Origin of the sequence: Marinobacter manganoxydans MnI7-9 (assembly GCF_000235625.1) — a bacterium.
Taxonomy (GTDB): Bacteria; Pseudomonadota; Gammaproteobacteria; order Pseudomonadales; family Oleiphilaceae; genus Marinobacter; species Marinobacter manganoxydans.
The window spans coordinates 1-12,803 of the sequence record NZ_AGTR01000015.1 but is presented as its reverse complement, the minus strand read 5'-3'; the positions used below and the strand labels follow the sequence as shown (position 1 = coordinate 12,803).

General features: G+C 56.6%; 12 protein-coding genes. 9 read left to right on the top strand and 3 right to left on the bottom strand.

Annotation, left to right across the window (positions count from 1 at the left end):
- Positions 1 to 20: 20 nt before the first annotated feature.
- Positions 21 to 854: an outer membrane protein assembly factor BamD gene (locus KYE_RS04125; RefSeq protein ID WP_008170703.1), complete on the bottom strand. Its 834-nt coding sequence runs from the start codon at positions 852 to 854 to the stop codon at positions 21 to 23.
- Positions 855 to 988: 134 nt separating this feature from the next.
- On the opposite strand from KYE_RS04125, the gene rluD reads away from it, so the two are divergent.
- The 3 genes from rluD (at position 989) to clpB (ending at position 5,613) form a co-directional block, all read left to right on the top strand.
- Positions 989 to 1,966, top strand: coding sequence for a 23S rRNA pseudouridine(1911/1915/1917) synthase RluD (gene rluD, locus KYE_RS04120; RefSeq protein ID WP_008170702.1), 978 nt, complete (start codon positions 989 to 991; stop codon positions 1,964 to 1,966).
- A complete protein-coding gene (gene pgeF, locus KYE_RS04115) occupies positions 1,956 to 2,714 on the top strand; it encodes a peptidoglycan editing factor PgeF (protein WP_008170700.1) in 759 nt (252 codons plus the stop codon). Before rluD ends, pgeF begins: the two co-directional genes overlap by 11 nt.
- A 322-nt stretch (positions 2,715 to 3,036) precedes the next feature.
- Positions 3,037 to 5,613, top strand: a complete 2,577-nt coding sequence (clpB, locus tag KYE_RS04110; RefSeq protein ID WP_008170699.1) for an ATP-dependent chaperone ClpB — start codon at positions 3,037 to 3,039, stop codon at positions 5,611 to 5,613.
- 64 nt (positions 5,614 to 5,677) lie between these two features.
- Here clpB and KYE_RS04105 read toward each other — a convergent pair whose 3' ends face one another.
- Positions 5,678 to 6,133 (bottom strand): DUF4124 domain-containing protein, encoded by a 456-nt coding sequence (locus tag KYE_RS04105; RefSeq protein WP_008170697.1) that lies wholly within the window; start codon positions 6,131 to 6,133, stop codon positions 5,678 to 5,680.
- 520 nt (positions 6,134 to 6,653) lie between these two features.
- Here KYE_RS04105 and KYE_RS04100 point away from each other — a divergent pair.
- The 6 genes from KYE_RS04100 (at position 6,654) to KYE_RS04075 (ending at position 12,550) form a co-directional block, all read left to right on the top strand.
- Positions 6,654 to 8,372, top strand: a complete 1,719-nt coding sequence (locus tag KYE_RS04100) for an acetolactate synthase 3 large subunit (protein WP_008170695.1) — start codon at positions 6,654 to 6,656, stop codon at positions 8,370 to 8,372.
- A gap of 2 nt (positions 8,373 to 8,374) precedes the next feature.
- Positions 8,375 to 8,866, top strand: coding sequence for an acetolactate synthase small subunit (gene ilvN / locus KYE_RS04095; RefSeq protein ID WP_008170692.1), 492 nt, complete (start codon positions 8,375 to 8,377; stop codon positions 8,864 to 8,866).
- A gap of 64 nt (positions 8,867 to 8,930) precedes the next feature.
- The gene (gene ilvC, locus KYE_RS04090) at positions 8,931 to 9,947 is read left to right on the top strand and encodes a ketol-acid reductoisomerase (RefSeq protein ID WP_008170689.1); all 1,017 of its coding nucleotides are present in this window, start codon (positions 8,931 to 8,933) and stop codon (positions 9,945 to 9,947) included.
- An 89-nt stretch (positions 9,948 to 10,036) separates the two neighbouring features.
- Positions 10,037 to 10,855: a CDP-diacylglycerol--serine O-phosphatidyltransferase gene (gene pssA / locus KYE_RS04085; protein WP_008170687.1), complete on the top strand. Its 819-nt coding sequence runs from the start codon at positions 10,037 to 10,039 to the stop codon at positions 10,853 to 10,855.
- 97 nt (positions 10,856 to 10,952) lie between these two features.
- Positions 10,953 to 11,927, top strand: coding sequence for a protein-methionine-sulfoxide reductase catalytic subunit MsrP (msrP, locus tag KYE_RS04080; RefSeq protein ID WP_008170685.1), 975 nt, complete (start codon positions 10,953 to 10,955; stop codon positions 11,925 to 11,927).
- Entirely contained in the window at positions 11,927 to 12,550 is a 624-nt protein-coding gene (locus tag KYE_RS04075) for a sulfite oxidase heme-binding subunit YedZ (protein WP_008170683.1), read from the top strand. The genes msrP and KYE_RS04075 overlap by 1 nt, the downstream gene beginning before the upstream one ends.
- A gap of 37 nt (positions 12,551 to 12,587) precedes the next feature.
- Here the strand turns inward: KYE_RS04075 and KYE_RS21825 are convergent.
- Positions 12,588 to 12,803: hypothetical protein (locus tag KYE_RS21825; protein WP_227497747.1), on the bottom strand; the 216-nt coding region annotated here is incomplete at its 5' end.

Genomic DNA, 12,803 nt, shown 5'->3' with positions numbered 1-12,803 from the left:
AAATTCAGCTGTTTGAGCCCTTACTCGTCGCCCATCAAACCGAAGGTAACAACGTTCGTCAGTGAACGGTTTTCACCCTCCAGCAGATCCACCTCAAAATCGCCGTCGGCATTGAATGCCTCACTTTCCGGGAAATTGGTACGGAGCATGGCGATTGCGTCCTGTGAACCTTTTTTCAGATCCAGGAAGCGAAAGGTTTCTGCCAGGATAATCAGAGCCTCTTCAGTAACCGTTGCGGTCGGATAATTCTCGATGATGTACCGCGCCCGGTTGTTGGCCGCCACATAGGCCTGGCGTTTGACGTAATAGCGGGCAGCGTAAAGTTCCAGCTCAGCCATGCGATTGCGCACTGCGATCATTCGCTGTCGGGCATCTGCGACGTACTGGCTTTCCGGGTAGCGGCTCAGCAGTTCCGAAAAATCCCGGAAAGACTGCAGCTGCTCGCCTGGATCCCGGGCCGCAACGTCGATCGGAAAGTAACGGGCAGCAAGGCCGATATCCAGGTTGTAGGAGGCGAGGCCACGCATATAGAGCGCATAATCCCCGTGGTCACTTTGCGGGTTCAGACGCAAAAAACGGTCGGCAGCTGCGCGGGAACCTTCCAGGTCCAGGTTCTGGTAGCGGGCATAAATCAGATCAAGCTGGGCCTGTTCGGCGTAGCGACCGAAGGGATAGTAGGTTTCCAGGGCATCCAGGTTCTCCTCTGCCTCGTTGAAATTCCCGGAGGTCATGGCCTGGCGTGCATTCTCATAGTAGGTCTTCTCCGGAAGTACTTCCTCCTGCTTGTTGGAGGCGCAGGCACTGACCAGAACAACCAGTGTGGAAAGTAACAGCAAACGAAGACCTGATCTCATTCCGGAATCCCGTATAATGTCGATTAATTCAAGGGCAGTCATTGTAGCGGGGAAGTGGCTCCATGTGCAGAGCAATGCCTCGCTGTTTCCAATAATCTGACCGAAACGTAACACACACAGGCCCTGGGGGCTTAATGTCATCTGAAAAACGAATCATCGCCAACTTTGTCGTGCCGCCGGAACTGAGTGATCGGCGCCTTGACCAGGCCGCGGCAGAACTGATGCCCGAACATTCCCGTTCCCGCCTGCAGTCCTGGATCAAAAGCGGCGCGTTGACGGTGAATGGTGAGACGCGAAAGCCTCGGGACAAAGTGATGCTGGATGATCGCCTGGCGCTGGATGCCGAGCCGGAAGCCCAGGTGAGCTGGCAGGCCGAGGAAATCTCCCTCGATATTGTCTATGAGGACGAGCACTTGCTGGTCATCAACAAGCCCGCGGGCCTAGTAGTGCACCCGGCGGCCGGCCATGCCGATGGAACCCTGGTCAATGCCCTGCTGAACTACGCACCGGAGGTCGAGAATCTGCCCAGGGCGGGTATCGTACACCGCCTCGACAAAGACACCTCGGGCATTATGGTCGTTGCCCGTAGCCTGATTGCGCACACGTCCCTGGTCGACCAGCTACAAACCCGAACCATGGGCCGCGAGTACGAGGCCGTCGTCGTTGGCACCCTCACCGGCGGCGCAACGGTTGATGCGCCCATCGGCCGGCATCCTCGGGAGCGCAAGAAAATGGCGGTCGTCGCCTCCGGCAAACCGGCGGTCACCCATTATCGTCTGGTGGAACGTTTTGCCGCCCACACTCACGTCCGCTGCAAACTGGAAAGCGGCCGAACCCATCAGATCCGGGTTCATATGGCCCATGTAAAACACCCGCTGGTCGGAGATCCGCTCTATGGAGGTCGGCTGAGACTGCCCAAGGGAACCACTGACGAGCTTAGAGAGGCCCTCTCGGCGTTCAACCGTCAGGCCCTCCACGCCCGGCAATTGACCCTGGAACACCCGGAAACCGGTGAAATCCTGACCTGGGAGGTTCCCTTGCCTGAGGATATGGTTGCGTTGATTGAAGCTCTGCGCAAACACGCCCGGGAGCTGGAAACCCGTGACTATTGAAGGTAACGCCCTGAAACCAGACTGGTCTGCTCCCGATAGAGTGCGGGCCATCAGCACAACTCGCGTCGGGGGTGTCAGCGTTCGACCCTGGGACAGTCTTAACCTCGGTAGTCACGTCGAAGACGACCCGGAACACGTACAAGAGAATCGGCGAAGGCTCGCCGAGTCCATCGGACTGGATAGCGACCGGATTGGCTGGCTCAACCAGGTACACGGAACCGAGGTTGTTGAACTAACCGCGAATAACGTCGGACAAACCGTCGAGGCTGACGCCAGCTACACCCGTCATCCGGGCATCGCCTGCGCCATCCTCACCGCTGACTGCCTGCCCGTTATCCTTGCTGATAGCGAAGGAACAGTCGTCGGTGCCGCCCACTGCGGCTGGCGAAGCCTGTGTGGCGGCGTTATCGAGAATCTCGTGAGCGCCATGGCCGTGGCTCCCGAAACCCTGCAAGCCTGGCTCGGCCCGGCCATCGGTCCTGACAGCTTCGAAGTTGGCCCGGAAGTGCGTGACGCCTTCCTCGACCATGATCCCAAAGCGGTCCACGCCTTCAAAGACGCAGGCGCTCGGCCAGGGCATTTCATGGCGGATATCTATCGCCTTGCCGTCTTACGTTTAAATCGCCTTGGTGTTTCCGTCGTGACTGGCGGTGGTCTGTGTACCGTTCAAAATCCAGATCGGTTTTTTTCGTACCGCAGGGATGGTCGGACTGGACGGATGGCAACTTTGATCTGGCTAACAGGCTGATTATTAGTGTCTTTCATGGTTTAGTTCTGATTGTGATCGCAAATTTCGGGGGCTGGTGCAGGACTACTTTACAGAACTGTCTGCAGCATGGATGCTGCAGTCAAGCCTACATGGACGTATTTACGGCGTGTTCTGGAAAGTAGTCCTGCACCAGCCTTGCACCCAAGCTCGAATCAGATAACTGACGGCCGTCAATTTTCTGACGAATACACCGAAGCCCCGCTTGAAGTCGCTCTACTTGCCCCTACATTAACTGTCAAAGCAATCGAATATCCGCCACCCAAGGCACCATGGTATTCGCAGAAATTTGGGGAAAGTACACATGAGAATCGACAAGCTGACCAGCAAGCTGCAGACCGCCCTCGCGGACGCACAGTCCATCGCGGTCGGAAAGGATCACAACTTCATTGAGCCGGTGCACCTGATGCAGGCACTGCTTGATCAGGAAGGCAGCGCCATCAAACCCTTGCTCAAGCAGGCCGGCGCAGAGCCCGGACGCATTCGCCAGGCGATCGCCCGGGAGATCGAAAACCTGCCCGAAGTGCAGGGATCGGCCGGCGACGTCTCCATGTCCAATGACATGGGCCGGCTGTTCAACATTGCCGACAAGCTCGCCCAGAAACGCAAAGACCAGTACATCTCCAGTGAGCTCATGTTGCTGGCCGCCCTGGAAGATCGGGGTACTTTGGGTCGCGTACTTCGGGAGCAGGGTGTTGATAAAGCTGCCCTGGAAAAAGCGATTGACGACGTTCGCGGCGGTGAAGCCGTCAACGACGCCAGCGCCGAAGAAAACCGTCAGGCTCTGTCCAAATACACCATCGACCTTACCGAGCGAGCCGAGGCCGGCAAGCTGGACCCGGTAATCGGCCGCGATGATGAAATTCGCCGTACCATTCAGGTATTGCAGCGCCGCCGGAAGAACAACCCGGTTCTCATCGGTGAGCCCGGCGTTGGTAAAACCGCCATCGTCGAAGGGCTGGCCCAGCGTATCGTCAACGGCGAGGTGCCCGATGGCCTCAAGGACAAGAAGGTTCTGTCACTCGATATGGGTGCCCTTATTGCCGGCGCCAAGTTCCGGGGTGAGTTTGAAGAACGCCTGAAAGCTGTTCTGAACGAACTGTCCAAACAGGAAGGTCAGATCATCCTGTTCATCGACGAGATTCACACCATGGTTGGTGCCGGCAAGGCCGAAGGCTCCATGGATGCCGGTAATATGCTCAAGCCGGCGCTCGCTCGTGGCGAGCTGCACTGCGTGGGCGCGACTACCCTGGACGAATACCGTGAAAACATCGAAAAAGACGCCGCTCTTGAGCGTCGCTTCCAGAAAGTACTGGTCAGCGAACCCAGTGAGGAAGATACCATCGCCATCCTGCGGGGCCTGAAAGAGCGTTATGAAGTTCACCACGGGGTTGAGGTGACAGATGGCGCCATTATCGCCGCCGCCAAACTGTCGCATCGTTACATTGCCGACCGTCAGCTGCCGGACAAGGCCATTGACCTGGTGGACGAGGCCGCTTCCCAGATCCGGATGGAAATGGATTCGAAGCCGGAGGCCCTGGATCGTCTCGAACGTCGTCTGATTCAGTTGAAAATCGAGCGTGAGGCGCTCAAGAAAGAGACCGATGCTGCCTCGAAAAAACGCCTGTCGGAACTGTCCGATGTGATCACCGGTGTCGAGCGTGAGTACGCCGATCTGGAAGAAGTCTGGAATACCGAAAAGGCGGCATTGCACGGGTCCCAGAAGATCAAGAGCCGGTTGGAACAGGCCCGCATTGATCTGGAGAATGCCCGTCGTGCCGGTGACCTCGGCAAGATGTCCGAGCTCCAGTACGGGCAGATTCCTGAGCTTGAGCGCCAGCTGGATATGGCCAGCCAGGCAGAAATGATGGAAATGAAGCTGCTTCGCAACCGGGTAACCGACGAGGAAATCGCCGAGATTGTCTCCAAGTGGACCGGCATCCCGGTGTCCAAGATGCTCGAAGGTGAGCGCGATAAGCTCATGCGCATGGAAGAGGCGCTTCATGGTCGGGTTATCGGCCAGGATGAGGCGGTTGAAGCTGTTTCTAACGCGGTGCGTCGTTCCCGGGCCGGATTGTCCGACCCCAATCGTCCAAACGGTTCGTTCCTGTTTCTCGGCCCGACGGGTGTGGGTAAAACCGAGCTGTGCAAGGCCCTGGCGTCCTTCCTGTTTGATACCGAGGAAGCCATGGTGCGCATCGATATGTCCGAGTTCATGGAGAAGCATTCCGTGGCCCGCCTGATTGGTGCGCCTCCGGGCTATGTCGGCTACGAGGAAGGTGGCTACCTGACCGAAGCGGTTCGCCGCCGGCCGTATTCCGTCTTGTTGCTGGATGAGGTGGAAAAAGCCCATCCGGATGTGTTCAACATACTTTTGCAGGTACTTGAGGATGGTCGCCTGACTGACGGGCAGGGCAGGACCGTCGACTTCCGGAACACGGTCATTGTCATGACCTCAAACCTCGGCTCGGACATCATCCAGCAGAAAGCCGGCGAGGAGAGCTACGAGGTCATGAAGAATGCCGTCATGGAAGTCGTCGGCACTCATTTCCGCCCCGAGTTCATCAACCGCGTGGATGAAGTGGTGGTGTTCCACCCGCTGGCGGAGAGTCAAATCCAGGGCATTGCCCGGATTCAGATCGAGTCTCTGAGCAAGCGCCTGAAAGAGCAGGATATGAAGCTGGAGCTGGATGATGCTGCCATGGAGTTGTTGGCGGAAGTGGGCTATGACCCGGTCTACGGTGCCCGGCCGCTGAAGCGGGCCATCCAGCGGATGATCGAGAACCCGCTGGCCCAGAGGCTGCTAAAGGGAGAGTTTGTGTCGGGTGATGTCATTCGTGGCACAGTGAAGGACCACCACCTGGATTTCACCAAAGCCTGACCCGAGAGTCGGAGCTGAAGTCGGGGTCAGATGAAAGCTTTCATCTGACCCCATTTTTACATGTTCACATCGGTTCGCAATTATCTTCCGCCATTCGCTCAAGTTCTGCCCGTTTCTCGGCAAGCTCTTCCGGAGTCAGATAGCGCAGTTCGCCGTTTTCCTCAATCCGGATGCGGGCGTGGTTGGCAATTACCTCCAAGTTGGACCGGGCTGTCGCGCAATTTGCGTCGCGCTGTTTCCGGCGGGCCTCCTCAACGGCGGTCTCCTGGCGCTGCCTTGCCTCATCTTCCTGGTGTTCCTGCATATTCTGCAGACGCTCCTGGGGGCTCTGCCGGTTGCCAGAAGCATCGGTAGAAGTGCCGGAACGCACATTGACCCGCTCGGCCTTCGAGCCCGTGGGTTGTCGGTCGCCAAAGTGGGTAACTCCGTTTTCATCGGTCCATTTATAGACAGAGGCGCTCGTGGCGACACCTGGTACAACGGCCAGCAATAAGGTCAGCGTCAGGATTTTTCTGTTCATGGCTCAACTCGCGTATGTTCACTGCTCCCGGGCAGGCAGACAACCTGGATAGACCGGGCCCGTTTTTTTAATTTCAATGTTGCCTATCATGCCATCGCTATTGCGGATTTTCTTCTGTCTGGTTCAAATCTTTGTATCGGATTTGTTCCAAGTATGGCAGACCTTCGGCCAGTATAGGCACAGAAACCTGCAGCGGCTATTGACAGGGAGTTTCGCGCTGTCAGAATTACCGATTGCCTGAAGACTGGGGTCAATACGGCAGGCAATCCCGAGCGAGTATCCCCCATCAATTACCACACTGAACGCGCCGCGTATCCGTCGCGGGATGGTTGTTGCTTACGTGCAACCCGTTGATTGGCCGTTCTCCGCAACCCTCAGGAGGGCGGCTGGCCAGGAGACAACCTCTTAACAAGGTGTGGAGGAGCAGCCGGTTCCGCTTTCAAAAGAAGCATGGACACCGTGAATCCAGGCAACCGGGAGCCTTCCCGGCTCATTCACTCGTAGAAGAGGGTAGAAAATCGTGGAGTTATTGTCTGGCGCCGATATGCTGATCCGGTCCCTTCAAGATGAAGGTATCGAATACATATACGGCTATCCGGGTGGTGCAGCCCTTCATATTTATGATGCGCTGTTCAGGCAGGACAAAGTCAAGCACATTCTGGTAAGGCACGAGCAGGCGGCGGTCCACATGGCCGACGGTTATGCCCGTGCGACCGGAAAACCAGGTACCGTACTGGTGACCTCGGGTCCTGGAGCCACCAACACCATCACTGGCATTGCCACCGCATTCATGGATTCCATCCCCATGGTGGTTCTGTGCGGCCAGGTTGCGTCCACCCTCATCGGCGAGGACGCGTTCCAGGAAACCGATATGATGGGTGTCTCCCGTCCGGTGGTTAAGCACAATCTCAGTGTCCGTCATCCCGAGGAAATCCCGGAGATTATCCGTAAGGCGTATTATATTGCCGCGACCGGTCGCCCCGGTCCTGTGGTCGTGGATATTCCCAAGGATATGACCACGCCGAACGAGCGTTACGAGTACGCCTATCCCAAGAAGGTCAAACTGCGCTCTTACAACCCCGCTATTCGCGGCCATGCCGGTCAGATCAAGAAAGCGGTCGACATGATGCTGGCGGCGAAGCGCCCAATTATCTACGCAGGTGGTGGGGTTGTTCTGGGCAAGGCATCGGATCAGCTGACCGAGCTGGTAAGGCTGCTGGGCTATCCGATCACCAATACCCTGATGGGCATTGGCTGTTACCCGGCCAGCGATAAACAGCACCTCGGCTGGCTTGGCATGCACGGCACCTACGAAGCCAACATGGCCATGCACCACTCGGATCTCATTCTCTGCGTGGGAGCCCGGTTTGACGATCGGGTGACCAACGCGACCGAGAAGTTCTGTCCGGGCGCGCGCATCATCCATATCGACATCGACCCGGCCTCGATTTCCAAAACGGTGGATGCCGATGTGCCCATCGTTGGCCCGGTTGACGCTGTGCTCAAGGAAATGCTGTCGCTGGTGAAGGAAGCCAAGGAAAAGCCGGACGCGGACGCAATCGCTTCCTGGTGGAAGCAGATCGACGAGTGGCGGGCATTCCATGGCATGCGCTATGAGACCAGCCCGGATGTGATCAAGCCCCAGGAAGTCATTGAAATGCTTTGTCGCTTGACCAACGGCGAAGCCTTCGTGACTTCCGATGTGGGTCAGCACCAGATGTTCGCGGCCCAGTACTACAAGTTCGATAAGCCCAACCGCTGGATCAATTCCGGTGGTCTCGGCACCATGGGCTTCGGCCTGCCGGCGGCCATGGGGGTAAAACTGACCCATCCGGACGACGAAGTGCTGTGCATTACCGGTGAGGGCAGTATCCAGATGAACATCCAGGAGCTGTCGACCTGCAAGCAGTACAACCTGCCGGTTAAGATCATTAACCTGAATAACCAGGCTCTGGGTATGGTCAAGCAATGGCAGGACATGAACTATGAGTCCCGCCATGCCGAGTCCTACATGGAATCCCTGCCCGACTTCATCAAGCTGGCGGAAGCCTACGGCCACAAGGGTGTCCGGATTGAGAAGAAGGAGGATCTGGAGACCAAGCTGAAAGAAGTGCTGGCCATGAAAGACGAGCTGGTATTCGTGGATATCTACGTGGATCGCTTTGAGCACGTGTATCCGATGCAGGTTGCCCGGGGTTCCATGAAAGATATGTGGCTCAGCAAGACGGAGAGGGTCTGATCATGCGTCGAATCATTTCTGTTTTGCTTGAAAACGAGCCTGGCGCCCTGTCACGGGTTGTGGGTCTGTTTTCCCAGCGTAACTACAACATCGAAACACTCACTGTGGCGCCAACCGAGGACGAGACCTTGTCCCGTCTGACGGTGACCACCACGGGGTCGGACAAGGTGATCGAGCAGATCACCAAGCAACTGAACAAGCTGATTGAAGTCGTCAAGCTGGTGGATCTCACCGAAGGTGCCCATATCGAGCGTGAGCTGATGCTGGTCAAGCTGAAAGCCACCGGTTCCCAGCGTGCCGAGATCAAGCGTACGGTGGACATTTTCCGCGGCCAGATCGTGGATGTGACCAGCTCCGTCTACACGGTTCAGTTGGCCGGGGACAGCGAGAAGCTGGACGGCTTTATTCAGGCCGTTGGCACGTCGGGTGTGCTGGAAGTGGTGCGCAGCGGTGTATCCGGTATTGCCCGGGGCGAGAAGGTGCTTAGCCTTTAACGATTTCAAACAGGGTTTGAACATTATGGCCCTCTGGGGTCATCACAAATAACAGAGGTTTCTCATGCAGGTTTATTACGATAAGGATTGCGATCTTTCCATCATCCAGGGCAAGAAAGTTGCCATCATCGGTTTCGGCTCCCAGGGCCACGCTCACGCGTGCAACCTGAAAGAGTCCGGCGTTGACGTGACCGTGGGTCTGCGCCCGGGTTCTTCTTCCATTGCCAAGGCAGAAGCCTATGGCCTGAAGACCAGCGACGTGCCCTCTGCCGTTGCTGCCGCTGACGTGGTCATGGTTCTGACTCCGGACGAGTACCAGGCTCAGCTGTACAAGGCGGAAATCGAGCCGAATCTGCAGCAGGGCGCCACTCTGGCATTCGCGCACGGTTTTGCCATCCACTACAATCAGATCGTTCCGCGCAAGGATCTGGATGTCATCATGATTGCTCCCAAGGCTCCGGGCCACACAGTGCGCACCGAGTTCGCTAACGGCGGTGGTATTCCTGACCTGATCGCCATCTTCCAGGACTCCTCCGGCAACGCCAAGAACCTGGCGCTGTCCTACGCCAGCGGTATCGGTGGCGGTCGTACCGGCATCATTGAAACCACGTTCAAGGATGAGACCGAAACCGATCTGTTTGGTGAGCAGGCCGTTCTTTGCGGTGGTACTGTGGAGCTGGTTAAAGCCGCGTTCGAAACGCTGGTGGAAGGCGGTTACGAGCCGGAAATGGCTTACTTCGAGTGTCTGCACGAGCTGAAGCTGATCGTCGACCTGATGTACGAAGGCGGTATCGCCAACATGAACTACTCCATCTCCAACAACGCGGAGTATGGCGAGTATGTGACTGGCCCGGAAATCATCAACGAGCAGTCCCGCGAAGCGATGCGCAACGCGCTGAAGCGTATCCAGAGCGGCGAGTACGCCAAGATGTTCATTTCTGAAGGCGCTCTGAACTACCCGTCCATGACGGCGCGTCGTCGCCAGAACGCTGCTCACGAAATCGAAGTGGTTGGTGAGAAGCTGCGCGGTATGATGCCGTGGATCTCCGCGAACAAGATCGTGGATAAGGACAAAAACTAAGCGGAATTCCGCCTGGTTTTGAAAAACGCGGCCCGGGTGGCCGCGTTTTTCGTATATACTCCGCCCAAACGCTTTCCGGAGTAATGGGAATGACTGAAGAAAGAAAAGCCGCCGACGGCAAGCAGAACCCGGACTTTGAGGTAGAGGCCGGGGAAGTGGTTGAAGAAGAGCTGGTGGAAGGTGCGCCGGTCCGCCGCAAAGGTATTTACCTGCTCCCCAATGCGCTTACAACGGCTTCGCTGTTTTCGGGTTTCTACGCCATAGTCTCTGCCGCAAACGGCGTGTTTGATAATGCCGCGATTGCCATTTTTGTATCCATGATCCTGGATGGTCTTGATGGCCGTGTTGCCCGGATGACCAATACCCAGAGCAAATTCGGTGAAGAATACGACAGCCTGGCCGACATGGTGGCCTTTGGCGTGGCCCCGGGACTTGTCGCTTTTTTCTGGTCGCTGAACGCCTTCGATAAGGTCGGTTGGGCCGTTACGTTCATATACGTGGCTGGCGCTGCGCTTCGTCTGGCGCGTTTCAACACCCAGATCGGTTCGGTCGACAAGAAGTTCTTTGTTGGTTTGCCCAGCCCGGCTGCCGCAGCGTGCGTTGCCGGCCTGGTCTGGTGCTTCCATCTCTTTGAACCCGCTGCCTGGCTCACGTTGCTGACAATGGTGGTGGTTGCAGGTACGGGCGTGCTGATGGTCAGCAACATCCTCTATCGCAGTTTCAAGGATCTGGATCTGCGTGGTCGGGTGCCTTTTGCTGCTATTCTGCTTGTGGTTCTGGTGTTTGTAGTGATCGCGCTGGATCCGGCTACCGTACTCTTTACCGGATTTCTGATATACGCGTTGTCCGGCCCTGTTCGTGCGCTGTTCCGTGGCAAGCCCCGGAAAGCTTCAGGGGCCGCTGACTGAGCTCTCGCTTCCCGGGCTTCCTCATCGAGGTCCGGGAATTTTAACCACAGTCTCCGGTCAACGCCCTAGCTGGCTGACGCCCTGACGGAGACTTTCCATGTTCATTAAGAAGCGCCCATCCTGGGCTTTGCCTCATTCTGAAGTTACCCCCGAATCTGTCTACCTCAACCGACGGCAATTCATGTCCGGCACTGTGGCCGTTGCCGCTGGCCTTTCAATGCCGGGTCTATTATCCGCTGCAGAGCTTCCGGTCCCTGGGGAAGCGCTGGACTACGTTGCAATGCCCGGTTTCTCAACCGATGAGAAAAAGACGCCTTTCGAGGATGTCACTCGCTATAACAACTTTTATGAATTTGGCACCGGCAAAGGGGATCCTGCCAGGTACGCCGATGAAATGAGCGTTGATCCCTGGTCCGTCGTGGTTGAGGGGGAGTGCGGGCGGCCCGGTGAGTATGCTCTGGAGGACCTGCTCAAGCCCCATGAATATCAGGAAAGGGTGTACCGACTTCGTTGTGTCGAGGCCTGGTCGATGGTGATCCCCTGGATCGGGATTCCACTGGCCGACATCATTAAACGGCTTGAACCCAACTCCCGCGCAAAGTACGTCTATTTCGAGACCCTGTATGATCCGGATCAGATGCGAGGGCAGCGCTCATTGTTCAGCACCATCGACTGGCCTTACCAGGAGGGGTTGAGAATGGATGAGGCCATGAACGAGTTAAGCTTCCTCGCGGTCGGGCTGTATGGCAAAACCATGCCCAACCAGAATGGCGCGCCTATCCGGCTGGTCGTGCCCTGGAAGTACGGTTTCAAGAGCATCAAGTCGATCGTCAAGATTCGCTTTCAGGAGGAGCGCCCCAAGACTACCTGGGAAATGCTTGCGCCCCAGGAGTATGGCTTCTATGCCAACGTGAACCCTGAAGTTGACCATCCGAGGTGGAGCCAGAAGCGGGAGCGCAGGCTGCCCTCTGGCTTGCTCTCTCCCAACTACATGGAAACCGTCAAGTTCAATGGTTATGGAGAACAGGTTGCCGATCTGTACAAGGGCATGGATTTGAGCAAGTTCTATTGATGAATGAGAAGCGTGTGCTGAACCAACCGGGGTTTGTGCTGGCGTTTCGCCTGCTGGTAGCGCTGCTCGCCAGCGTTCCCCTGTTGGTGCTGATTGCCAGCATTGCCAGCCAGTCCCTCGGCCCGGATCCCGGGCAAGAAGTAACAGAGTCGCTGGGCATCGCGGCATTTCAGTTATTGATTGCTACCTTATGCATGACACCGCTCAAGCGTTGGACAGGGTGGGGAGCGTGGATCCGGGTTCGCCGGATGCTTGGTCTGTTTGCGTTCTTTTATGCGGTGTTGCATGTATTGGCGTTTCTGCAGTTTATTCTTGGCTGGAGCGATCTATGGGCCACGTTCACCAAGCGGCCATATATCCTGGCGGGGGCGGTGTCTTTCCTTATGCTTGTGCCACTGGCGTTAACCTCAACAAAGGGGATGATGAGGCGGATGGGCCGGCAATGGAAAGCCTTGCATAAGCTGGTGTACCCGATTGCGATAGCGGCATGGGTTCATTTCATCTGGCAGTCCCGCAGTGACGTTGGAGAAATGGTGGTGTACGGCCTGATAATCGCAGTTCTGCTGGCGCTTCGTTGGAAATGGAGCGGGAGTCGCGCGCTGATTCCGTTTGTCAGAGGCTGATTTTGAGTAAAAAGAATACGATCTGATCACTGACTGATCAGGCGGATACGTGGAAACCGATACCGCTATAAATTAATTCAAAAACCTCGTTGACAGTTTTCCTGACGCCTGTAGAATGCGCACCACTTCTGAGGGACAAGCCACTCACAGCGGTTTTCCGAGCAGAAGTAACCGTTTGAAAGTACTGAAGAAAATGAGTTTTAAAATTCTTCGGATTAACGGTTGACAAGGCGGCGTTACGATGTAGAATACT